Origin of the sequence: Prescottella subtropica, assembly GCF_005434945.1 — a bacterium.
Taxonomy (GTDB): domain Bacteria; phylum Actinomycetota; class Actinomycetes; order Mycobacteriales; family Mycobacteriaceae; genus Prescottella; species Prescottella subtropica.
The window spans coordinates 76394-97352 of record NZ_SKCH01000001.1 but is presented as its reverse complement, the minus strand read 5'-3'; the positions used below and the strand labels follow the sequence as shown (position 1 = coordinate 97352).

Annotated in this window: 20 protein-coding genes; 10 read left to right on the top strand and 10 right to left on the bottom strand. The window is 69.8% G+C overall.

Translation table 11 applies throughout. The features are described 5' to 3' along the window. Positions 1–13: 13 nt before the first annotated feature. Both E0497_RS00380 and E0497_RS00375 read right to left on the bottom strand, forming a co-directional pair. A complete protein-coding gene (locus tag E0497_RS00380) occupies positions 14–538 on the bottom strand; it encodes a hypothetical protein (protein ID WP_137722805.1) in 525 nt (174 codons plus the stop codon). A gap of 13 nt (positions 539–551) precedes the next feature. Beyond that, positions 552–1181, bottom strand: coding sequence for a DUF6474 family protein (locus E0497_RS00375; protein WP_137722804.1), 630 nt, complete (start codon positions 1179–1181; stop codon positions 552–554). A 75-nt stretch (positions 1182–1256) separates the two neighbouring features. Between E0497_RS00375 and E0497_RS00370 the strand changes: the two genes are divergently transcribed. Next, positions 1257–2858, top strand: a complete 1602-nt coding sequence (locus E0497_RS00370; RefSeq protein ID WP_137722803.1) for a TM0106 family RecB-like putative nuclease — start codon at positions 1257–1259, stop codon at positions 2856–2858. A gap of 424 nt (positions 2859–3282) precedes the next feature. Here the strand turns inward: E0497_RS00370 and E0497_RS00365 are convergent, their stop codons facing one another. Further along, positions 3283–4050, bottom strand: coding sequence for an SDR family NAD(P)-dependent oxidoreductase (locus E0497_RS00365; RefSeq protein ID WP_137722802.1), 768 nt, complete (start codon positions 4048–4050; stop codon positions 3283–3285). Positions 4051–4299: 249 nt separating this feature from the next. Between E0497_RS00365 and E0497_RS20360 the strand changes: the two genes are divergently transcribed. Genes E0497_RS20360 through E0497_RS00350 form a run of 4 tightly spaced genes read left to right on the top strand, consistent with a single transcriptional unit; the run spans position 4300 to position 8701 of the window. Continuing rightward, positions 4300–4944, top strand: a complete 645-nt coding sequence (locus tag E0497_RS20360) for a hypothetical protein (RefSeq protein WP_161987369.1) — start codon at positions 4300–4302, stop codon at positions 4942–4944. Then, complete coding sequence (locus E0497_RS00360; protein ID WP_161987368.1) at positions 4941–6446, top strand: DUF4407 domain-containing protein; 1506 nt, start codon at positions 4941–4943, stop codon at positions 6444–6446. Before E0497_RS20360 ends, E0497_RS00360 begins: the two co-directional genes overlap by 4 nt. A 19-nt stretch (positions 6447–6465) precedes the next feature. Further along, positions 6466–7086, top strand: a complete 621-nt coding sequence (locus tag E0497_RS00355; protein WP_137722800.1) for a hypothetical protein — start codon at positions 6466–6468, stop codon at positions 7084–7086. A gap of 31 nt (positions 7087–7117) precedes the next feature. Continuing rightward, positions 7118–8701 (top strand): hypothetical protein, encoded by a 1584-nt coding sequence (locus E0497_RS00350; RefSeq protein WP_137722799.1) that lies wholly within the window; start codon positions 7118–7120, stop codon positions 8699–8701. On the opposite strand, the gene E0497_RS00345 is transcribed toward E0497_RS00350, so the two are convergent. The 5 genes from E0497_RS00345 to E0497_RS00325 are packed head-to-tail and all read right to left on the bottom strand — an operon-like array spanning position 8656 to position 15857. Then, entirely contained in the window at positions 8656–9858 is a 1203-nt protein-coding gene (locus tag E0497_RS00345) for a VWA domain-containing protein (protein WP_137722798.1), read from the bottom strand. The two genes, E0497_RS00350 and E0497_RS00345, sit on opposite strands and share 46 nt — an antisense overlap. Further along, complete coding sequence (locus tag E0497_RS00340) at positions 9855–12068, bottom strand: DUF5682 family protein (RefSeq protein ID WP_137722797.1); 2214 nt, start codon at positions 12066–12068, stop codon at positions 9855–9857. Before E0497_RS00340 ends, E0497_RS00345 begins: the two co-directional genes overlap by 4 nt. Next, positions 12047–13168, bottom strand: a complete 1122-nt coding sequence (locus E0497_RS00335) for an ATP-binding protein (RefSeq protein ID WP_137722796.1) — start codon at positions 13166–13168, stop codon at positions 12047–12049. The genes E0497_RS00340 and E0497_RS00335 overlap by 22 nt, the downstream gene beginning before the upstream one ends. Continuing rightward, positions 13165–14580, bottom strand: coding sequence for a DUF5691 domain-containing protein (locus E0497_RS00330; RefSeq protein WP_137722795.1), 1416 nt, complete (start codon positions 14578–14580; stop codon positions 13165–13167). The genes E0497_RS00335 and E0497_RS00330 overlap by 4 nt, the downstream gene beginning before the upstream one ends. After that, complete coding sequence (locus E0497_RS00325) at positions 14577–15857, bottom strand: SWIM zinc finger family protein (RefSeq protein ID WP_137722794.1); 1281 nt, start codon at positions 15855–15857, stop codon at positions 14577–14579. Before E0497_RS00325 ends, E0497_RS00330 begins: the two co-directional genes overlap by 4 nt. 151 nt (positions 15858–16008) lie before the next feature. Here E0497_RS00325 and E0497_RS00320 point away from each other — a divergent pair, with 151 nt between their 5' ends. Further along, a complete protein-coding gene (locus tag E0497_RS00320) occupies positions 16009–16368 on the top strand; it encodes a RidA family protein (protein ID WP_137722793.1) in 360 nt (119 codons plus the stop codon). A gap of 3 nt (positions 16369–16371) precedes the next feature. Here E0497_RS00320 and E0497_RS00315 read toward each other — a convergent pair whose 3' ends face one another. Both E0497_RS00315 and E0497_RS00310 read right to left on the bottom strand, forming a co-directional pair. Then, entirely contained in the window at positions 16372–16743 is a 372-nt protein-coding gene (locus E0497_RS00315; RefSeq protein ID WP_137722792.1) for a hypothetical protein, read from the bottom strand. 16 nt (positions 16744–16759) lie between these two features. Next, entirely contained in the window at positions 16760–17293 is a 534-nt protein-coding gene (locus tag E0497_RS00310) for a DUF3558 domain-containing protein (protein ID WP_137722791.1), read from the bottom strand. Between the two features lie 151 nt (positions 17294–17444). On the opposite strand from E0497_RS00310, the gene E0497_RS00305 reads away from it, so the two are divergent. The 4 genes from E0497_RS00305 to E0497_RS00290 all read left to right on the top strand — a co-directional run bounded on the left by E0497_RS00305 (position 17445) and on the right by E0497_RS00290 (position 20957). Next, on the top strand, positions 17445–18950 hold the full coding sequence (locus tag E0497_RS00305) for a flavin-containing monooxygenase (protein WP_137722790.1): 1506 nt from the start codon (positions 17445–17447) through the stop codon (positions 18948–18950). Between the two features lie 30 nt (positions 18951–18980). Continuing rightward, complete coding sequence (locus tag E0497_RS00300) at positions 18981–19562, top strand: hypothetical protein (protein WP_137722789.1); 582 nt, start codon at positions 18981–18983, stop codon at positions 19560–19562. A 1-nt stretch (position 19563) separates the two neighbouring features. Then, positions 19564–20199: a DUF6308 family protein gene (locus tag E0497_RS00295; RefSeq protein WP_137722788.1), complete on the top strand. Its 636-nt coding sequence runs from the start codon at positions 19564–19566 to the stop codon at positions 20197–20199. A gap of 125 nt (positions 20200–20324) precedes the next feature. Beyond that, positions 20325–20957, top strand: coding sequence for a PadR family transcriptional regulator (locus E0497_RS00290; protein WP_137722787.1), 633 nt, complete (start codon positions 20325–20327; stop codon positions 20955–20957). Positions 20958–20959 lie beyond the last annotated feature (2 nt).

Genomic DNA, 20959 nt, shown 5'->3' with positions numbered 1-20959 from the left:
CCGGAACGCGAGGTCAGGCGACCTGCGGCGGACCTCTCCGGGACCAGCCGGATGCGAGCACGGGAAGACGGATCGGATGCGGATCCCAGGGGATCGGCACCCGTGACGGCGTCGGCGGAGTGGGCGTCGGCGGTGCGAACACCGCCCGCAGGACGCGGGTGATCGGCCCGTGCAGCCGTTCCGCCGTGGAGATCAGGAGTGCGCAGACCAGCGCGGCGACGGCATGCGCGGCGACCATCACGGTCGCGGGCACACCGTCGTGGGCGTGGGTGCCGGACGTGATCGTCAACGAGAGATGCCCGGCCGCCTGCCCACCCGCGAGGGCCGCGAGCAGCGCCCACCGGCTGCGCGCGAACACCGGCGCCCCACCGGTCAGCGCGCCGACCGCGACCGCGACGGCCAGCAGCAGCGTCAGCCCCGTCGCGTCGGGCCATCCACCGCCGCCGACACCGTGCGCGGCGACGGCCAGCGACGCGACCGTCGCCCCGACCGCGCCACCGCGGAGCGCGGCGGTCGGGGCGGGGCGACGGGCAGACATGAGCGAAGGGGCGTCAGCGGACGCCGAGACGGGCCAGGATGTCGGCCTCGACACCGTCGAGTTCCGACGCGATCGCGTGATGCGCCTGCTTGCGGCGGGCCGGCGGCATCTGCTCGGCGGCCCGGACCGCGGTGTCCAGGTCCGTCAGACGGGCGCGGATCGCGGTCGCGAACTGCTGCGTCTCGGTGTCGTTCGGGTGCTTAGTGACGATCTCGGTGACCGACTTGTCGGCGCCGGCGATCCGGGCGCTGAGCTTGGCGCCGTGCCCGGTGTACTCGCCGAGCTGGTCGACGGCGATCCCCATCCGCTGCGCCCGCTGGGCGTCGAGCTGGGCGCGCAGCACCGTCGCACCGCGGTACGCGATCGGCACCACGACCGGCGCCAGCATCCGGGCCACCCCGAGGTAGCGGCGCAGCTGCGCCACCGTCAGACCCTTCTGCGCAGCCTTGTCGGCAGCCTTCTTCTGGGCCTCGAACGTCGCGATCTGCGCCTTGTCGACCTTCTTCTGCGCCTTCGCGTCGGTCCGATGCTTCCTGCGGTCGTTCTTGGCGCCGAGCTTGGCCTCGAGCGCGGCTTTGTGCTTGAGCGCCTTCGCTTCGGCCTTGCGCGTGGCGCGCCGCTTACGTTTCTTGAACAACCCCACGGAAAGGCCCTTCCATCTGGTGCTTCGATCGCCGCTTTCGGCTCAACCCTAGGCGAGCACATAATCTTGCACATCGTGTGTTCCCCGAACGGTCCCCGAGATCCTGCCCCCGTACTCCTCGAGCCGGGTGCGCTGACGCGGTGCCGGCATCGGGTCCACCTCGATGCCGCCTTCCCCGAGCAGCTGGCCGTCGCGCCGGAGAACACCGGCGTCAAGCAACGGCAGGAGGCGGCCGCCGCGCAACGCGAGTCGGTGCGGGTGCGGCTGACGGAGGCCGACCCCGACGGCTGGGTGCGGATCGCCCCCGACGGACCGGCCGCGCAGCGCGCCCGCGACACCCTCGCGGCGTGCCGGGCCGGCGCCGACAAGATCTGGGGTGCGGTGCTGCCGCACGAACGCGACACCGGACGGCGCGGACGCGTCGAGATCCTGCTGCGCGACGCCGACCGCGGCGGCTACATTCCCGTCATCGTCGTCAACCACAAGGTCACCGACCCGGGCAGCGGGGCGACCACGTCCGGGCTGTTCGCGTGGGAACCGGCGCTCGACGCCACCCGCAAGGTGCGGGCCCAGCTGCGTGACCAGATCCGGCTCGCCCACGTGTACCGGATGCTCGAACGGCACGGCCAGGCGAGCCCGTCCAAGGTGGGCGGCGCGATCGGCTACGGCGCCGACTGCATCCTCGTGCACGATCTGACGGCCGTCCTCGACGAGTACGACGCACGCTTCGCCGACCGGATCGCCGTCGCCCGCGGCGACCTCGGGACGGTGCCGTCGCAGATCGGGGAGTGCCGCGCCTGCCCGTGGTGGTCGCGGTGCCACGGTGAACTCGAGGAGGCGCACGACGTGTCGTTGGTGGCGTCCGGCACCCGCGCCGACGTGCTGCGTGCGCACGGGGTGACCACCGTCGACCAGCTCGCCGCGTGGGAGGGGGACCCGCCCGAGGACTGGCCGCAGGGCCCCTTCGCGGACGCCGTCGTCACCGCGCAGGCGTGGCTCGCCGGTACCCCGCTGGTGCGCCGCCACGACACCGTCACCGTCGTCCGCGCCGACGTCGAGGTGGACGTCGACATGGAGAGCTACCAGGAGCACGGCGCCTACCTGTGGGGCACGCTGCTCAACGTCGCCGGCACGTCGACCTACCGGCCGTTCGTGACGTGGGATCCGGTGCCGACCGGCGACGAGGCCCGGTCGTTCGGTGAGTTCTGGACATGGCTCATGACCGAACGCGCCGCTGCCGCAGCGTCCGGGAAAACCTTTGCCGCCTACTGCTATTCGCGGTCCGCGGAGGACAAGTGGCTGCTCGGGTCGGCGCGCCGGTTCGCCGGTGCCGCGGGGGTGCCGACGGTCGCCGAGGTGCGCGAGTTCATCGACAGCCCGCAGTGGGTGGACATCTACCAGGCGGTCGGGGAGAACTTCGTGTGCCCGAACGGCAAGGGACTCAAGAAGATCGCACCCATCGCCGGATTCCACTGGCGCGACGACGAGGCCGGCGGCGAGGCGTCGATGAGCTGGTACCGGGAGGCGGTCGGCTACGACGGCGATCCCGACGTATCCCAGCGGCAGCGGCTGCTCGAGTACAACGAGGACGACGTCAACGCGACGAAGGTGCTGCGTGAGTGGATGAGCGACGGTGCACTCGACGAGATCCCGCATGCTCGGGACCTACGTCCCTAGTCGGGCATAGTTCGCAATTTGGGTTGTAAACCAACCGGAAGTTATGGTGTTTCCGTTCCTGCATGTCAAACGTTTGTTGGGGAGGTGAATACGCATGCTTCTCGGTTCTCTCGGAGTTACCCTGGGCGGCCTGGTTACCGGTCTGCTCGGTGGGCTCGGCAGCCTGCTCGGCATCTGATTCCGTCGACTCGACGAGTCGACATCTGAACACGTGAAACGCACCCCGACCCCCGACGCTCGGGGTGCGTTTCGCGCACTTATCGCCTGAATCCTGTGGCGCTCCTCGCGTTTCGCGCACTTAGCGCGGGGGATCAGGGGGTGTGGGTCGCGACAAGTGCGCAAAACGCGGGAGGGCGGGGCGTTCCGGGGCGCACAGACGACGACGCCCCGACTCGGGGAGCCGGGGCATCGACGAGCGGAGTGTCTACCGCGGCGCCATGCGCAGGGCACCGTCCATGCGGATGGTCTCGCCGTTGAGGTAGTCGTGCTCGACGAGGAACTGCGCCAGCTGGGCGTACTCGTCCGGCTTGCCGAGGCGTGACGGGAACGGGATCCCGGCCTCGAGGTTCTTGCGGTACTCGTCGGTGACGCCCGCGAGCATCGGGGTGTCGATGGTGCCGGGGGCGATCGTGTTGACACGGATACCGACCTGCGCGAGATCGCGGGCCGCGGTGATCGTCATGGCGTGCACACCGCCCTTGGACGCGGTGTACGCGATCTGCCCCACCTGCCCCTCGAACGCCGCCACCGACGCCGTGTTGACGATGACGCCACGCTGGCCCGCATCGTCCACCGTCGGAAGATGCTGCATCGCATCGGCGGCCAGCCGCATCACGTTGAACGTGCCCAGCAGGTTGACGGTGATGACGGTGCGGAACAACTCCAGATCGTGCGGCCCGTTCTTCGACAGGATCCGGCCCGCCCAGCCGACACCCGCACAGTTGACGACGGTGCGCAGCGGCACCCCCGACCCGCCGATCGTGTCGATCGCCGCCTGCACCTCGGACTCGCTCGTGACATCGGTGGGCAGGAACGTCACCCCCGCGGGCACCTTGTCGCCGGCCCGCTCGATGGACTGCGCCAGATCCAACCCGAACACGGTGGCACCCGCATCGGCGAAACGCTTCGCGGTCGCGGCACCGAGTCCCGACGCCGCCCCCGTGACCAGTGCCGCGGTTCCCTGAATATCCACTGCTGCTCCCCTTCGCTCCGGGTCGACCCCCGCGGCCGGCCGTGGTGATCTGCACCATAACGCGGGCGTGACGGTTCCGCGGGGCTGTGCGGGAAGACCGGCGAAGCCGAGCCGGTAGAGTGCTGTACTCGGCGTGGGGGTCTCTATCGGTACGGCACAGGTTCGGGCACTCCTGCTGTTCACCGACTGTCGGCCGATTACCTGGGAGGGACCATCGCTGTGCGTGACGTGTTCCGGGGAGCGCGGTGGGTGAGTCTCCAGCGACGCCTGGGGGATTCCTTCGATATCTGCCTGATGGTCGTCGCCGGGATGCCGGTGGTGTCCGCGGTGGCGGCAGCGAGTGTGACCTGGTGGCCGCTCGGATACCTCGCAGGAGTTGCGGGGGCCGTGATGTACCGGCGGATTCTCCGCACTGTGCGTCGGAGGTTCGTGCCGCCGGATCCTGATGCGGGTGTGCGGGCGGTACGGCAGCCGAAACTGTGGTGGTACGTGCGGTTGGCGCTGCTGGCGGCTGTCCTCTCGGTACCCGTCGCGCAGGTGTTCTTCCGCGGGGACCTACACGCCATGGCGACACCGTTCGTCGCGGCCGAGGCGTCCGGGCAGCCACTGTTGCTGGCCGGGATTCCGGAGTCGATCTACGGTCCGTCCCCGGGGATACCGTCGTACACGACGTGTCAATGGATCCAAGGGGTCGTAGGAACGGCCGTGTCGGAGCCCTGTTATTCCGTCGTCGGCTATCTGCGGCTGTGGCAGATGCCGACAGCGCTGCCGACGATGCTCTGTATTGCACTGCTGTACATCGGGATTCCGATCGCAGTTGCACTGTATTCCCCGCAGTCCGCTGTGCGACGCGCGCAGCCCCGGGTCGTCGGCCCCTCGAAAGGATCGAAATGAATTACCTCCTCGCGCGCATCGCGGGCGCCCGCGTGGACGTCCTGAAACACGTTCCGGGATCGGTTGCGAAGCAGACCGCGATGGGTGCGGTCCTGTTGACGACCGCAGGTTTCGCGGCGATGTCGGCGGCGTACGCGTTGTCGATCACCGGTGTGGCGAGTGGGTTCGTCTGTGTGCTGGCAGGTTTGGTGTGGGGTGTGGCGATCCTCAACCTGGACCGTCTGCTCGTGATCGGTCTCGCGAAGGAGAAGGGCTGGCGTGCGATCGCGATGGCCCTGCCCCGAGTGGCACTGGCGTTCGTCATCGGTGCGGTCATCTCGACTCCACTGATGCTCAAGGTGTTCGACACCGAGATCTCGGCGCAGCTGAACAAGAACATCCTGGTGGCGCAGGAGGAACTGCGGTCGTCGATCAACGAGTCGACGGCAAACGAGGATCTGGCGACCGCGGAGACGCGGATGTACGAGCTCCGCAGCATGATCAACACCGGTCCCACCGCCGATCCGTCGGCCAACCCGCGGGTCAAGGCGATCGCTGCCGATGTCGAGAAGCTCGAGGCGCGGGCGGACACGGAGAAGGCGAAAGCGGACGAACTCCGTGCCGGTGCGGTTGCGGAAGAAGAGGGTACGGCTGGAACCGGTGTCGCGGGCTGCGCCGCGATGTGTGTCGAGAAGAAACGGCTGGCGTCGGACGCCGAGCAGCGTTTCGAGGCCACGCGAGGCGAGATCGCCGCGAAGCAGCAGGAGTCGGTCGATTACGTCCACAGCATCGAAGGCTCTCTTCTCGAGGAGAGCAAGAAGGCCATCGCCGATGCGGAGGTGGAGCTTCCGATCGTGGAGCGCAAGGTGGACCAGTTGCGCGACCAGATCCGCAGCGCACAGGACAGCAGCTGGGAACTGGAGCAGGCGAACACCGGCATCATCTCGCGGCTGAAGGCGCTCGGTGACCTGACGGCGGGCAACGCGACCGCCGCCAACGCCCATCTGATGGTGATGCTGCTGTTCATGTGCTTGGAGATCCTCCCGGTTCTGTTCAAGGTGATGTCCAACTTCGGGACGCCCACCTCCTACGACATCGCGGTCGAACAGTTCGACACCGAGGAAGCGCGGGAGGCCACCGAGGAAGTCGAGAAGCGCAGGCAGGTCGACGATCTGCGCAGGCAGGCCGAACTCGACGCCGAGAAGTCACGGATCGAGCAGCAGCACGCGACGATCCTCAAGATCAACGACACGGTCGTCGAGCATCAGGCAGAGCTGGTCGAGGAAGCCCTCGTGGAGTGGTCGGCGCACGCCAAGCGGGTGTCCGCAGAGCGGATGCGTGAGTGGTCGAGGTCGTTGCGGGACGAGGCGACCGCGCCCGCCGGCGTCCGGTTGGCGAAGCCCGGTGACCGGGCGCACGCCACGGGAACATCGGCACCTACCGGGGCGGTCGGCCCCGTGTGGCTGTCGGGTGCCGACGACGGCCGTGTGACGGCTCCTGTCGACCGGACGACCTTCAATTGACGGCGGCTCGGCTGTGCAGATGACGAAGTTCGAGATCGACGTCGAACCGATCGAACGGTTCGTACTGTTACTGCACCTACCGCTGAAGGATTCCGGCGCTGACGGTTCCGCAGTGGGGTCCGCCGTGCCCGTGCTCCGGTGGCTGGGGGACCAATTCCTGGTCAGCCCACGGTTGGAGAGCCTGCTCAGGGTTGTCGTCGAAGGTGCCGGCCGGCAGTCGGTCGTCGACAGTGCGCGAGACGGTGTGACGGTCCTCGGCAAGCCGGAGACGATGCTTGCGGGTATCGGGGCCGCCGACGCAGGGGGACCGACGGTCGTGTCCGAACACGGTGTGCGGGTCGTCCTGGTGGACGGTGCCGGAGACGACGGTGTCCCACCAGTGGACGAGTCGGGTCCGGGCTGGGTGACGATCGTGTTCGCGATCGGGTCCGACGCGGCCGAGGGCCTGCCTCGTCTGCATACCGCGTGGCACGCCGCGCGCACGGTGGCGATCGACGGTAGCGATTCGGATCCTGTTCGGCTGTTGTGCGATTCGCTTCTCGGACACGTCGTCACCGGCGCCGACTTCACTGCGCGGGAGTGGGCCGAGTCGGATCGGTTGACCGCACATATCGGGGAGGTGAACTATGCCGTCGGGTAGAGCCGGCGGTGGCCGTGGAGGAAGGCAGACGGTGTCGATCGACCGTTCGCAGTTGACGTTCGTGCGTGAGTGGAACCAGGGCCCGTTCGGGACGGTCCACGAGATCAGGACACCGGCAGCGCTCACCGGTACACCCGCATGTGCATACAACGATCTGCAGGTTGCGGGCTCGGGGTCGGTGGCGAATCTGGAGGCGCTCATCGATTTTCGCCGGAAACTGTCCGACAGTGACCGGCGGCTGCTCGATTCCCTCGCGGCATGGCCGTTGGCGATCGTGGAGGACGAAGGAGCGCCGGTCGGATACGTGACGACCGCGATACCTGATCGATTCGTCGAGGGTGCGATCGTCCAGTCCACAGGCCCCGTGTCGACGTTGCGGACCGTGGACTGGCTTGTCGAACCGGACCGTGCCAGACGGGCGGGTGCCGGCTCGGTGGTCGATGCAGCGGACGTACGTACCCGCATGGCGGTGTGCGCGGGTATCGCTCGTGTGGTGGATTTCCTGCATGCTCGGGGTGTCGTCGTCGGTGCTGTCGATCAGGTCGGGATGGTGCACTGCACGGCGCCGTCGCAGGCGATGTTGACCGGGGTGGAGTCGGTGCGGGTGGAATCGTCACCGACGTTCGAGCAACCGCATGCGCCGGGAACCCGGCCGCCCGAGTGTCGGCACGGGCAAGTTCCGCAGACGTCTGCCACCGATCGGTTCAAGATGGGGATTCTGTTCCACGACATCCTCACGTCCGGTGCTTCGGTCGACGAGAAGCTGTCCGGGCTGACCGGGCGTCTCGACGACGCCGGAATCGGCATGGTGGCAGCGGCACTGGGGTCGGACGTGTCCGCTCGACCGACCGCGGACGCCTGGTACCAGTACTTCCACGGGCGAGTGCAGGCGTTGTCACGGCCACCGTCCATCGGCTCGTTCGTGGTGAACCCGATCCGGGGGATGCGTGGGCAGACAGTCGAGATCTCATGGGAGGTGACGGGGCGCCGGTCCCTGACCCTCGAGACCCCGTGGGGCGAGACCCGTACGTTCGGTATCGGTGCGGGTAACTTCGTACAGCTGCAACTGAGGCAGTCCGGGCAGTTCCGTTTGATCGCAGCGAACCAGCACGGCACCGACGAGCAGGAGAGTGAGATCGTACTGGTCTTCGACGCGCCGGCGGTGCAGTTCGTCGACGTGCCGGATCTAGGGTCGGTGTCGAGGTGCGTGACGGGCCTCGATGTGCAGAAGCTTCAGGACACGGTCCTCGGTGATCGATCGCATTCGTGGGTCGACAGCCTGCTGGCGCTGTCCGGGGCGGAGCAGTTCAGGTCGATGGACGGGCTGCTCGATCGGGTCGTTCTGCCGCCGATCGACGTGAACGGTCTGTTCGGCAGTGTGGACGCGGCACTGGGCCAGGCGCAACGGCGAGCGCGTCGACGGGAGCAGCTCGAGCGGCTCGAGCACTGGACGATATGGCTTCGCGCACGCATCCCTCGCCGACGGGCCGCACCGAAACCGGGGCCACTCGCCGGGGCCGCGTCGTCGCGGCCCGAGCCGGTGTGGGGGGAACCTCACTGGCCGAGCGATCAGGGACGCACCGAGCGTGGTTCCGAGGACTGGTCGAGTCGCTGATCGCTGCGGTGCGCCCACGCACCCACATCGCCGCGTTCGAGGGCGAGTGCCAGGAGTTCCGGGAACCGGTCCGGGGTGCAGGCGAACGCCGGAACTCCCAGTGCGGCAAGCGAGGCCGCGTTGTCGCGGTCGTAGGCGGGGGCGCCGTCGTCGGACAGGGCCAGCAGCACCACCACCTGGACGCCGGCGGCCTGCATCGCGGCGACGCGGGACAGCATCTCGGCGCGGATCCCGCCCTCGTACAGGTCGGAGATGAGCACGAACAGCGAGTCGGTGGGTCGGGTGATCAGTGACTGGCTGTAGGCGATGGCCCGGTTGATGTCGGTGCCGCCGCCGAGTTGGGTGCCGAACAGCACGTCGACCGGGTCGGCCAGTTTGTCGGTCAGGTCGACCACCGCGGTGTCGAACACGACCAGTGACGTGCGCAGCGCCCGCATCGATGCGAGGACCGCACCGAACACGGACGCGTACACGACGCTCGACGCCATCGACCCGGACTGGTCGATCGCGAGGACCACGTCCCGCTGCACGGCTTGCGAGCGGCGCCCGTAGCCGATCAGCTTCTCCGGCACCACCGTCCGGTACTCGGGCAGGTAGTGCTGCAGGTTGGCGCGGATGGTGCGGTGGAAGTCGAGGTCCCGCAGTTTCGGGTTGGTGGTGCGGGACGCCCGGTTCAGGGCCCCGGTCACCGCGGACCGGGTGGCACGGGCCAGGCGTTCCTCGAGCTGCCGGACGACGGTCTCCACCACCGTCCGGGCCGTCGCCTTGGTGGCCTCGGGCATCACCCGGTTCAGGCTCAGCAGCGTCCCCACCAGGTGCACGTCCGGTTCGACGGCCTCGAGCAGTTCCGGCTCGAGCAGCAGTTGGGTGAGCCCGAGCCGGTCCATCGCGTCGCGTTGCATCACCTGCACCACCGACACCGGGAAGTAGGTGCGGATGTCGCCGAGCCAGCGCGCCACCCGCGGCGCCGACCCGCCGAGCCCGGCGGAGCGCCCGGTCTTCCCGTCGACGGTCCCGCGGTCGTCGTACAGCGCGGACAGGGCCGCGTCCATCGCGGTGTCCGATGCCGACGCCAGCGTGCCCGTCGACTCCTCGGCGGCGTCCCCGAGGAGCAGTCGCCAGCGGCGCAGGCGTTCGTCGTCGACCGGTGTGCTCATGCCGGAACCCCCAGGATCAGGGCGGTGGCGGCGAGGGCCCGCCTGCCGCGGTCGGTGTCGAGGGCGAGATCGCCGGTGGCGGCACGGGTCCCGCCGCGGACGATGTCGCCGAGGGTGCGGCGTTCCGCCGGGCCGAACCCGCCGAACGTGCGTCGCAGCGCCGGCAGTGCGTCGAGGAACTCGTCGGCGTGCAGTCCGGACACCCACGCGTCGACGAGCCCGAGCAGTTCCCGGTCGTGGACCAACAGCAGGCCGCTGCCGCCGGCGAACCCGTCGATCCAGCGGGCCTTCGCGGCCGCGGCGACACCCGCCGACAGTGCCCGCCCCACCCGGACGGTGGTGGCGGCCGTGTCGAGTCGGCCCACGTCGCGCAGCAGGCGCACGGTGCGGCCGGTGAGCAGGCCGTCGACGTCGTCGCGCCGCGACAGCGTCTCGAGCGTGCCCAGCCAGCGCCTCGTGGACGCCGGATCGTCGCGCAGTGTCACGGCGGCGTGCACGTCGTCGAGGGCGGCGCGCAGGGCGTCCGCGGCGTCGGTGTCGAGGCCGGTGACGGCGGCGGGCAGGCCCGCGCAGATCCGCACCAGCAGCGCATCGACCACCGCGTCGAGGGCGGACAGGTCGGTGCCGCGCACGTCGCCGTAGCGCAGCGTCCGCACCAGCGGGGGCAGGGCCGCCATCAGGTGCGCGACGTCGTGGTCGAGGGCGGCGGCCGCGTCCACAGCGGCCAGCAGGTCGGTGACGGCGTCGCGCAGATCCGCGAGCAGTGACTGTTCGAGCAGTGCGGTGACCTCGCCGAGGGTGACGTCCGGTCGCGCGGCCCGGTCCCGGACCACCGTGTCCGCGGCGGACTCGACGGTGGTTCCCCAGCGGGCCGCCTCGACGACGGCGACCGCGAGTTCCGGCTCCCACCGCAGCTTCCACGTCTCCCGGAACGTGCCGGCCGACCGCACCGTCGATCGGGCGGGTTCCGCCCAGTCCACGTCGAGCAGTCGCAGCCGGTGCAGCAGCTGCGACCGCTGCCGGTCGAGGTCGGTCCGCAGATCCAGGTTCAGTTCCTTCGCAGCGGCGGAACGCTTGAGCCGCAACGACTTCGACCTGGCCTGCAGATCGGTGTCGAGGGGGACGGTCGGTGCGGATGCGGGAACGTCGCCGAGCGCCTCGCCGACGACGAGCCGCCGGGTCACCAGGTCGAGCAGCAGGTCGTCGCCGTCGCACAGCACCGCCCGGGTGGCCTCGGTAACCTCCTCGAGGCCGGGCAGCGGTCGATCCCGCAGTGCCGCAAGCGTGTCCGCGAGCCGGACGGCCTCGATGACGTGCGCACTGGACACCGGCAGGTCCTCGTTGCGCAGTACCCGCGCCACCGTCGTGAACCAGCGGGCCGTCGGGTGGTCGCCGGCGGTGAACAGGTGCTCGTACCAGCCGGGGGAGACGATGCCCGCACCGTAGCCGGACGCCACCGACAGCCGGGAATGCGTCCACGGCACCCATGTGAGTGACGCCTTCACCTTCGGTAGTCCGCGCAGCAGCCGGGCGTCCGGCGCGGCCGGGCCGAGCTTGCCGGCGAGTGCGGGTGCGTGCATGGCCCCGCACACCACCGCGACCTTCAGCGCCCCGGCCTTGATCGTGGCCCGCAGCACCTGCCGCATGTGGGCCTCGCGGCGGGCGGTGTGCTCGTCGAGGTCGTGGCCCTCACGCAGCACCGCCATCGCGTCGGTGATCGCGCCGAAGGCCTCCGATGGATCGGCATCCTCACCGGGGCAGCGGGATTCGACGACGGTGTCCCACCACTGTTCGAAGTCGTCGTAGCCGGCCGCGGCGGCCAGCGCGGTCAACGGATCCGGCCGGTCGGCGTCGGGGGCACGGTCCGCGGCCAGCGCGAGTGCCGCCGGCAGATCGCAGAAGCGGACGTCGGCGTCGTGGTGCAGAGCCCAGCGCAGCGCCTGCCACTCCGGGGAGAACCCGGCCAACGGCCAGAACGCCGCCCGCGCAGGCTCGTTCGCCGCATACCCGAGCAGTGCCACCGGTGGGCGCAGGTCGTCGTCGAGGGCGAGCGGGGCGAGGGCGTCGGCGTCGGACGGGCCCTCGATGAGGACGGTATCCGGCTCGAACGCGTCCAACGCCCGCAGCACCGCCCGCGCCGACCCCGGCCCGTGGTGCCGGACGCCGAACACCCGGACCTGCACTGTGGTCACCCGGTCACCTCGCGGCACGCCCGGTAGAAGTCGTCCCAGTCGCTGCGGTGCCGCACGACGGCCTCGAGATATTCGGTCCACACCACGCGGTCGGCGACCGGATCCTTGAGGACCGAGCCGAGGATCCCGGCCGCGACGTCCCCCGCACGCAGGGTGCCGTCCCCGAAGTGCGCGGCCAACGCGAGACCGTTGGTGACCACCGAGATGGCCTCCGCCGTCGACAGCGTGCCCGACGGCGACTTCACCCTGGTGCGGCCGTCGACGGTCACCCCGTCACGCAACTCCCGGAACACGGTGACGACGCGGCGGATCTCCTCCGCGGCCGCCGGGACGGGCGGTAGTTCCAGTGCGCCGCCGAGCTGTTCGACACGGCGCGCCACGATCGCGACCTCGTCGTCCGCGGACGCGGGCAGTGGCAGCACGACGGTGTTGAAGCGGCGGCGCAGCGCCGACGACAGCTCGTTGACGCCGCGGTCCCGGTCGTTGGCGGTGGCGATGACGTTGAAGCCCTTCGCCGCCTGCACCTCGGTGCCGAGCTCGGGCACCGGCAGCGTCTTCTCCGACAGGATCGTGATGAGCGCGTCCTGCACGTCGGCGGGCATGCGGGTCAGTTCCTCGACGCGGGCGATCGCACCGTCCCGCATCGCGGTCAGCACCGGCGACGGCACCACCGCGGCCTCCGACGGACCTTCCGCGAGCAGGCGCGCATAGTTCCAGCCGTACCGGACGGCCTCCTCCGCGGTGCCCGCGGTGCCCTGCACGAGCCGCGTCGACTCCCCGGAGATTGCCGCCGCCAGATGCTCGGACACCCACGTCTTCGCGGTGCCCGGCACCCCGAGCAGCAGCAGCGCCCGGTCGGTGGCGAGAGTCGCGACCGCGACCTCCATCAGCCGGCGCGGGCCGATGTACTTCGGGGAGATCACGGTGCCGTCGGGCAGAGTCCCCCCGAGCAGATACGTCACCACCGCCTGCGGCGACAGCCGCCACGACGGCGGCCGGGGCCGGTCGTCGGCCGCGGCGAGTGCCGCCAGCTCACCGGCGTACTGCTGCTCGGCGTGCGGGCGCAGCAGGGCGGGTTCGGCAGGCTCGGCGGTCTCGACGGAAACGGTGTCGGTCATGTCAGCTCCTGATGCAGGTGTCGGCGGTGGGTGAGGATGTCGGCGGCGGCCGCGAACAAGGCGAGCCGATCGAGGTGCCCGGCGCGGGTGGCGGCCTCGGACAGGGCGTCCTGGAACTCGAACGGCGCCCGATGTCCGAGCAGATCGATGGGATACCGCAACTCGGCGAGCGGGGCCCGCGCCGCGTACACCGCGCCGAGGACGGCGGCGGCCACGTGATGCGGCCACGGCGCGGGCAGCGCCTCGAGCAGGTTCGCGTCGGGTACCGCGCCGTCCGGGGTGGCGAGCAGACGTGCCACGACGACGTCCCGCGGCAGGTGCCGGGCGACGGGGGCGGTGACGGTGCCGTCCCGGCGCAGCAGTGCGAGCGCCCAGTCGGTGTCGCCCTGCACGGCGACGGCCGTCGACCACGCGATCTCGGTGGCGGTGGTGAACGGTTCGGCAACGGTGATGTGCGGCAACGACTCCGTGGAGACCCCGAGATCCGCCCACACCGACAGCGGCGCCGCCTGCACGGCCGCGGTGAGCAGTGCGTCCGGACGGCGGGCGGTCCGCTCGTCGAGACCGTCGCGGCGGGCGGCGTCGTCCTGGACGTCGGGCAGCGTGACGGTCACGACGGTGCCGGAGACCGACACCCAGTCCCGCAGCCGCTGCGCCATCCGCTGTCCGAAAGCGGACCCCGGCAGGCGTGCCAGCAGTCCGACCGCTGTCTGCCGGACCCGCTGGCCGCGGTCGTCGAGGGCCCGCTCGAGCAGGGATTCGTCGCCGGCACCGAGGCCGTCCGCGAGCGCCGCCAGGAGAGTGGCCCGCATGTCTGCTTTCTCGGACGTCCATGCGGTAGCGAGGAGCGCGGTGGCGGCGGCCGGGTCGGTACGCCGCAGCGCCGCGAACCAGAGCAACCGGACGGCGGGGGTGCCGTGTCGCCAGTCCTCGTCGTCCGACGGGTCGGGCAGACGCAGCGGCGCCCAGTCCGGGTTGCGGGCGGCGAGCCACTGCCCACGCGGTCCGGCCAACTCCACCAGCCGGTCCCGGCGCGCGGTGCGGCGCAGGGCGGCCTCGAGCACCTCCACCAGCAGATGCGTCGAGGGACGGAAACCGGCTGCCGCCGAAAACCATTCGGGAATCAACGACGAATCCACGACGAGCAGCGAGCGTAGCCGTTCGACCGCCGCATCCGGCAGGGCCGGCCGCGGATCGGTCGGGGCGGGCGCCGGAACCGGCACCGTGGTGGGGACGGCGGCACCGGACAGGAAAGCCGACTCGAGCGCCGCGGCCGCGAGCAGTGTCGTCGCGGGATCGGCGTCCAGCACCTCTGCCGCCGACGCGGTGTGCAGTTCGGTCAGGGGTAGCGTCGAGCGTGCGGTGCCGAGAAGGGCTGCCGCAGCGAGTTTTTCCGGATAGGGGCGGTTCATGCCGCGACCACCGCCCCCGCATCGAACACGGAGACCGGGATCAGGGTGGAGCCGTCCCAGTCGCCGCACACCGTCACCGGATGCCCACCGGACACCGCCAGCAGCCGCCAACGGGACGCGTCGCCGCCGCCGACCGGGAGGGCGCGTCCGGCCGTGTCGACGACGTGCCAGACGCCTGCGGTGACGGTGGGGGTGACGTCGGCGAGCAGCATCGGCCATGCTCGCAGCCACGGGTCGGCGGCCAGGGCGGCAGTGTAGCCGTCGAGGGCGGTGTCGAGGTCGGTGGCCGGTGGCGCGGGGCACGGTCTCGGGGCGTCGTGCCGGGTACCCAGGAGCGCGCGCAGCGGTGCCGCACCGGGATAGTAGTGCAGGTCGGCGTCCACAACGGTCCCGGGAATCGGTGCTGCCGTGGAGAATTGGGCGCTACCGTGTGCGAAATCGAGGAGCAGTGCCCAGCGTCGCGTGTCGCGTCCGAGCAGCCACGTCCGGCGGGCGATCAACCGGCCCTCCTCGGTGGTGCGAACCGCCAGCACCCGCCAGTGGTCCCGGATCGCTGGTGCAGCGCGGACGTCGTCGGCGCGCACCGGCACGCCGAGATGTGTTGCGACGGTGTGGTTCAACGCGTCGGGCAGCCGGTCACGGTCCCGGAACGCACGGATCAGCAGGTGCAGGCGTGCGTACGCGGCCAGCAGCGGCGCCGGCCAGTCCGAGTCGGACGCGACCAGCGCGGGCAGGGACCGCAGCGTGGCGGCGACACCGGGGGCCTGCGCGTCGACCATACGGGCGGCGATCGCGTCGTAGGCTGCGGCGTCGTGGGAGACCGAGCCGAGACCGGCGACGATCCGGTCCGTCAGCCAGCGGTCCAACTCGTCGAGACCCGCGGCGATCCGGTCGGTGCGACGCTCGGCCGTGGCGGGATCCGGGGCGGCGTCGGCGACGGGTGTCGCGGCGGCCCGCGCGGCCCGTCCGGTGAGCCAGTCGGTGACGAACTCGGGGGCCGTCCCGGCCGGGATCCGGCCTTCCGACCAGCACAGCAGCAGGCCGAGCGCATGTTTGCACGGGAACTTGCGGCTCGGGCACGAACACCGGTACGCGGGTCCCGTCAGATCGACCGCAGCCCGGTACGGCGTCTTCCCGCTGCCCCGGCACGACCCCCACAGGGCGACGTCGTCGCCACCCAGGTCCGACCACTTCGATGCCAGCGACCGCGCCGCCGCCAGCGACGCCGCATCGGGTGCCGCGGCCGCGACCTGCGCGGGAGACCAGGGTTCCATCACTCGGCAGAAAGTACGGCAGGGGGCCGACAAGTTGCCAAGTGTGCAGGTCGATCGTGGGGATCGTCACGGTGACGTGTCCGTATCGCTGGAGGCCCACCCGCGGGCTATGGTCGGACACACTCGCTGCTGCCTACTACTCGAGGGAATCCCGATGTCGATGACCGAGGTGTCCGCCGACCACCCGTACAGCCCGGCCTTCGTCGCCGGTGGATTCGTGTTCGTGTCCGGGGCGCTGTCCGTCACCGCCGACGGTGTCGCCGTGCCCGGTCGGACGGAGGCACTCGACGCCGCGATCGACCGTATGGTCGACCGACTCGCAACCGTCGGCGGTGAACTGAAAGACGTTGTGAAACTCACCTATTTCGTGACCGACCTGTCGCTGCGCGACGAAGCGAACCAGCAGTTCGAGCGCATCTTCGACGCCCCACGCCCCGCCCGCACCTTCGTCGGTGTCAGCGGACTTCCCTACGGGGCGACGGTCGAGATCGATGCCGTCGCCGTCCACCGCTGACTATCAGTTTCCGGTATCGAACACGTTGAGCGCCTGCGTGTTCGACTCCTCTGCGGTGTTGTAGTCGGCGGCGATCTTCTCGAACACCGCCCGCATCTGCTTCACGACGGAAATATTGTCGTCGAGCGCCTGATCGAGTGAATACTCGCCGCCGGACGCCTTCTGTTCGAACTTGCGGGCCAACGCGATACCGGACGGGAGATGTCCCAGCCCGTCGATGCGGGTGAGTTCACCGGACTGGATCTTGATGGCCTGGAGTTGTTCGATGAACCGGGTGCAGCGGGCCGCGCACTGCTCGGCGGTACCGGGTTCCATGGTGAGCTGACCGGCATCGACGAGCGCACCGATCTCGGGCCAGGACAGGTTGTCGGTCATCGAGGATGCCTTCCGGTCAGCGGGAGAGATGCGGGGTGAGGACCTCGGCGGTGCGGACGGCCCGTGGACACGGGCTGCCCGCAGGGGGCAGTCCCTCGAGTAGCGTGGTTTTGACCATGACGGTGTCGGTACCGGTGGTGAACACGACGTCGCAGTATTCGTTGCGGGTGTCGTTGGATTCGCGAACCGTCACCGCGTCACGGCCGTCCACCGCGACGGGGGTGACGTCGGTGAAGCGGTCGTTCGCGAGAATGTCGTCGAGGGGACGTCCCGTCGCGAAGATCGTGACGAAGTAATCCGGCCCCCGCCACCGGCACAGGCTCCAGCCGGGCTGTTTGACGCCCATGATGTCGCGGGACTCGGTGGCCGGGTCGACGCCGGCGGCGCGGAGGGCGTCGTCGGGGACGGTGCACGGATCGAGGGCGGGTTCCCCGTCCGCGGGCGTCGGCGTCCCGGCCTGTCCGGCGACGGTGGTGCCGGAGCAGCCGGTGAGGGCCAGCAGTCCGGCCGCGAGCCCGATCGCGAGTCCGTGCCGATACGTCGTCCTCATCGCGTCTCCCTCGATCGTGCAGCAGTACCCATGAGAACAGACGCACCGGTCGCGTTCCCGGTTCCAGGCGTCGGATCGGGTCGAAACCCTGGCCGCCCACGTCCATGTGAGTGATACTGACAGTGACATATACCTGGGGAAGGGTGAACCCGTGGAGCGGAACACGCAGTACGACGCAGTGATCGTCGGTGCCGGCTTCGGCGGGATGGGTGCCGCGATCGCCCTGAACCGGCTCGGTCTGGAGAACCTGGCGATCCTCGAACGCGAGGACGACCTCGGCGGCACCTGGCACGTCAACCGCTATCCGGGCCTGGCGGTGGACATCGCGTCGGTCACCTACTCGTACTCGTTCGAACCGAACCCGCACTGGTCGCGGCTGTTCGCGCCGGGCGCCGAACTCAAGCGGTACGCCGAGCACGTCGCCGACAAATACCGTCTGCGCCGCCACATGCGGTTCGGGACCGTCGTCACCGGTGCCCGCTGGGACGACGACGCCCGGCACTGGGTGGTGTCGACCGAGAGCGGTGAGCAGGTGACCGGCCGCTACCTGCTCACCGCGACCGGGTTCCTGTCGCAGCCGCAACTACCGGCCATCGACGGCATCGACACGTTCGCCGGACGCATTCTGCACACCACGGCGTGGGAGGACGGGATCGAGTTGGCCGGGTCGCGGGCCGCGATCATCGGCACCGGTGCCACCGCCGTCCAGTTGATCCCGGAGGTGGCCCGGCAGGCCGCGGACCTCACCGTTTACCAGCGCACCCCGATCTGGGTGGTGCCGAAGGCGGATGTGCCGATTCCCGCTGTGGCGCAACGGGTTTTCGCGCGGGTTCCGGTGACGCAGCGGGTGGCGCGTTTCGTCAGCGACACGATCCTCGAGGGCATCATGGTGAGCGCGGTGCTGCACTACCGGCAGGCGAAGTTCCTCAACAAGGGCGCCGCCGCAGCATCGAAGTTGTTCCTGCGGGCGCAGGTGCGGGACGCGGATCTGCGTCGGAAACTGACCCCCGACTACGACTTCGGCTGCAAACGGCCCACCTTCTCCAACAGTTACTACCGCACGTTCACCCAGGAGCACGTGCACCTCGAGACGACGTCGATCGATCTGATCGAACCGGACGCGATCGTCACCGCCGACGGCCGCCGCACCGAGATCGACACCCTGATCCTGGCGACCGGCTTCAACCTGTGGGACGTGAACTTCCCCGCCATCGAGGTCATCGGACGCGACGGCCGCAACCTCGGGAAGTGGTGGCGGGACAACCGATTCCAAGCATACGAGGGGATGGCGGTGCCGAAGTTCCCGAACTTCCTCAGCCTCGCCAGCCCCTACTCGTACAGCGGACTGTCCTACTTCACCACCATCGAATCGCAGATGGCGCACATGAGCAGGCTGCTCACCGAGATGCGGCGCCGCGGCACCGACGTCTTCGAGGTCACCGAGGACGCCAACACCCGCTTCCTCGACCGCATGACAGCGAACCTCGACGACTCCGTCTTCTACGGCGGCAGCTGTGGCACGGCCCGCTCCTACTACTTCAACCAACACGGCGAGGCCGCACTGCTGCGTCCGACGTCCACAGCCAACGCATTCTCGGAAGCGCAACGGTTCCCGCTCGACGACTACCGGATGGAGTCCGCGGTTCCAGTAGATTGAGTGCACCACTCGTCTACCTGAGGACCTCTCGTGACCGACATCGACCCTGCCGCCACTGAAGCCAATTTCTCGAAGCTGCAACAAGATCCGTTCTTCGACGTGGTCGTCGACCTCATCGCCGGCTATCTTGCGTCGGCGTTCGAGGATCCGGCGTCCGACGAGGTGGACCGGTGGACGATCACCTGCCTGCCGTCGAACAAGACCGACGAACGCGAACGGCTGTTCACGCTCGCCGTCGGCCCGATGGAGGTGCTCTACGTGGAGCGATACCTCGAGAACGGGGAAACCGTCGACTACCGCACCGTGCTCGTCACGTCCCTGTCCGCGCTGCAGCGCAGCACCGGATACAGTCTCGACGGCCTCGCCCTCGCCAACCCCATGCTGCGTCTGAAGAAAATCGATCACGAGGCCGCCGACGGCGACGGTGTGCTCATCGACTGGTTCCTCTCCGACGAGGGCGCCGACGACCAGTTCTTCACCCTGCCCCTCGACGAAACCACCATCGCCCCGCTCGCCGAGAAACTCGCGAGCAAGGGGCGCGGCCCCTACGCGCAGCAGCACAACCGGTCGTTCGCGCAGCACATCCTCGATGTGATCGACGAGGAAGAGTGACATGACGATTCGGCTCCCCAAGATCCTCACCGCGGGTGACGATGCCGCGGCCGTCGACGTCCTGCACGACTACTTCCGCCGCCCCTGGATCAAGACCGGACGCCTCCGCAGCGGCGCCCTGTGGGACGGCTGGGACACCACCGGGACCCGCGGCGCCGACGCGGACGTGTTCACCGCCGACGACCTCGTCGCCGTGACCTGCCTGTCCGTCGACGTGTCCCCGGACGGCGCCGACATCCTGCTCCGGCAGCGCCGCGACGAATTCACCGCCCTGCTGCGCGCCGTCGGCCCCGACCGTGATCTCGTCGACGAGCCCGACGAACTGACCCCCGACTGGCCGGCATGGCAGCTCGAGACCGCGCTGTGGACCATCCCGAGCATCGGGCGCACCGTCGCCTCCAAGCTCATCGCCCGCAAACGCCCGCGGCTCTACCCGATCTACGACCGCGTCGTCGGTGAAGTCCTCGGCACCAAGCAGGCACACCTCGAACCCGTCCGGCAGGCCCTGCGCGCCGACGACCGCGCCCTGCACCGGCGCCTCGTCGCACTCCACGACCAGGCCGGACTCCCCGACACGATCCCGGCCCTCCGCATCCTCGACGTCCTCGCCTGGATGCAACTCAAGGCGCCGCGGTAGGTCCTGTGCGCCTTTTTGGTAGTTGTAGCTACCAGAAAGGCGCACGGGTGCCGCAGGCGCCTCTTTTTAAAAACACAGTCACGATATATCGTGATCGTATCGGTTGCTGATGGAAGGAGAAACCGATGAGGAACACGAACCACCGGCGAGGGCCGGAACGCATGCACGGACACCCCGCGTGGGGCGAGGAAATGCACCGCCGTCGCCGCCATCACCGCCCGTTCGACGCCGAGGATCCACGTGGTCCCGGTATGCGGGGCGGTCGGGGACACGGTGGACCGGGAGGTCGCGGCCGCGGCGGTCCGCGCCGCGCCGGACGAGGCGATGTCCGTGCCGCGGTTCTCCTGCTGCTGCAGGAGGATTCGATGTACGGCTACCAGTTGATGCAGACGATCGCGGACCGCACCAACGGCGGTTGGCGGCCCAGTGCCGGTGCCATCTATCCCACCCTCCAGCAGTTGGAGGACGAGGGTCTGGTGCACACCACCGCGGAGGGCGGACGCAAACTCGTCACCCTCACCGCCGCGGGACGCGAACACGTCGAGGGCAACGCCGCATCGTGGGGCGACCCGTTCGCCTTCGCCGGCGCCGGAGTCGACCTGCGCGGACCGTTGCACGACCTGCACGGTGCCGCCCGTCAGGTGCAGATGTCCGGCACCCCCGCCCAGGTCGCGGCCGCCGAGAAGATCCTCACCGAGGCCCGGCGTGCCCTGTATCTGATCCTGGCCGGCGAGAATGCCGACCCGGACGGCCGGTGACG

Coding starts and splice junctions, on each gene's coding strand:
- E0497_RS00335 (WP_137722796.1), bottom strand. CDS start 13,168: ATGACCGACACCGTTTCCGTCGAGACCGCCGAGCCTGCCGAACCCGCC.
- E0497_RS00320 (WP_137722793.1), top strand. CDS start 16,009: ATGTCGATGACCGAGGTGTCCGCCGACCACCCGTACAGCCCGGCCTTC.
- E0497_RS00295 (WP_137722788.1), top strand. CDS start 19,564: ATGACGATTCGGCTCCCCAAGATCCTCACCGCGGGTGACGATGCCGCG.
- E0497_RS00355 (WP_137722800.1), top strand. CDS start 6,466: ATGACGAAGTTCGAGATCGACGTCGAACCGATCGAACGGTTCGTACTG.
- E0497_RS00310 (WP_137722791.1), bottom strand. CDS start 17,293: ATGAGGACGACGTATCGGCACGGACTCGCGATCGGGCTCGCGGCCGGA.
- E0497_RS00290 (WP_137722787.1), top strand. CDS start 20,325: ATGAGGAACACGAACCACCGGCGAGGGCCGGAACGCATGCACGGACAC.
- E0497_RS00345 (WP_137722798.1), bottom strand. CDS start 9,858: ATGAGCACACCGGTCGACGACGAACGCCTGCGCCGCTGGCGACTGCTC.
- E0497_RS00330 (WP_137722795.1), bottom strand. CDS start 14,580: ATGAACCGCCCCTATCCGGAAAAACTCGCTGCGGCAGCCCTTCTCGGC.
- E0497_RS00315 (WP_137722792.1), bottom strand. CDS start 16,743: ATGACCGACAACCTGTCCTGGCCCGAGATCGGTGCGCTCGTCGATGCC.
- E0497_RS00380 (WP_137722805.1), bottom strand. CDS start 538: ATGTCTGCCCGTCGCCCCGCCCCGACCGCCGCGCTCCGCGGTGGCGCG.
- E0497_RS00360 (WP_161987368.1), top strand. CDS start 4,941: ATGAATTACCTCCTCGCGCGCATCGCGGGCGCCCGCGTGGACGTCCTG.